This window comes from Gibbsiella greigii, assembly GCF_039540155.1.
In the GTDB taxonomy this organism is placed as follows: domain Bacteria; phylum Pseudomonadota; class Gammaproteobacteria; order Enterobacterales; family Enterobacteriaceae; genus Gibbsiella; species Gibbsiella quercinecans.
Map to the genome: position 1 here is coordinate 1 of NZ_BAABEM010000032.1, position 1149 is coordinate 1149.

Genomic DNA, 1149 nt, shown 5'->3' on the forward strand with positions numbered 1-1149 from the left:
TCGAGTATATTGAGATAGACTACAATTGGCACCGACGGCATAGTGCCAACGGCGGGCTAAGCCCTGTGCAATTTGAGGAAAGCAACCTCGCTTAAGGCTGTGTCCACCGTTGCTGGGCAAGATCACTCTGAATGGTTCGGCCTATTTAGTAATCAAACAATGAATGATTATACTTATGTGAACGGCGTACGGCGTGGTAGTTTTCGGCTTCATCCCCTCAATACCGATGGTTCGGGGGTATCGTGGGGATGCATAACGCTATACCGAGCTTCTGATTTCCAAATACTCCGCCATTCACTGTTAAGCCGAAAGAAAGTTAGAGTTCCAGGAGGTAGTGGTTTAATGGCCTATGGACGTATTGATGTTCGTGGTGTTCCTGATTTTAGTAAATGTGATGTAAGATGAAAATATTAATATTTGCAGTTTTGTTAATTGTCATTTTCTATCTAATACCAGAAAACTCTATAGGTGAATTCGTGACCAACTATGTACCAATTCATGGTGATGGAGAAAAAGGAATGAACAATTTTGATTCAGCTATCATTATCATCAAGGTAACAGTTTCTGCTGTAGTTTCTCTGCTGTTATTATGGTTATACAAAAAAATAAGATCATAGCCGTTGAAATAATAAATCATCCGTTTCCCCTCCATACGCTATCTTCTGTAAGAACTCAGCTAACAGACTAAATCTCTCGTAAACATAAAAACCGCCTTTGAAGGGCGGTTTTTATTAACGCTTCCTAATGAAAAAATTCCATTAATGGCTTGTTCTTGCAGAGGTAATCCTCCCCTTTTTAACGGAGGTGATAAGTAGAATCAGGTCATGCGTTGGATATGCTGCATCGGCGTGTAGCCATTCAATGCCATATTCGGACGCTCGTGATTATAAAACCATTGCCAGCGTGTGGCATAGTCCTGCAATTCATCCAGCGAGGAAAACAGGTACTGCCCTAGCCAGTCATAGCGCACTGTACGATTATATCGCTCAATATAAGCGTTCTGCTGAGGTTTACCGGGCTGCATAAAACGCAGGGTTATATTCTGTCGGGCCGCCCATGACATCAGTATCCTGCCTGTATATTCTGGCCCATTATCGCACCGGATAGCTGCTGGTTTTCCCTTCCATTCAATGAGTTGCTCCAGTGTTC

3 protein-coding genes are annotated in these 1149 nt (G+C 42.7%); 2 read left to right on the forward strand and 1 reads right to left on the reverse strand.

The window, feature by feature from the left end; genetic code table 11:
* On the forward strand, positions 1 to 95 hold a 95-nt coding region (locus tag AC559G_RS18155), incomplete at its 5' end, for an IS3 family transposase (protein WP_498913688.1).
* A 4-nt stretch (positions 96 to 99) separates the two neighbouring features.
* A complete protein-coding gene (locus tag AC559G_RS18160) occupies positions 100 to 405 on the forward strand; it encodes a tlde1 domain-containing protein (RefSeq protein ID WP_498913684.1) in 306 nt (101 codons plus the stop codon).
* Between the two features lie 412 nt (positions 406 to 817).
* On the opposite strand, the gene AC559G_RS18165 is transcribed toward AC559G_RS18160, so the two are convergent.
* On the reverse strand, positions 818 to 1149 hold a 332-nt coding region (locus AC559G_RS18165), incomplete at its 5' end, for an integrase core domain-containing protein (RefSeq protein ID WP_498913686.1).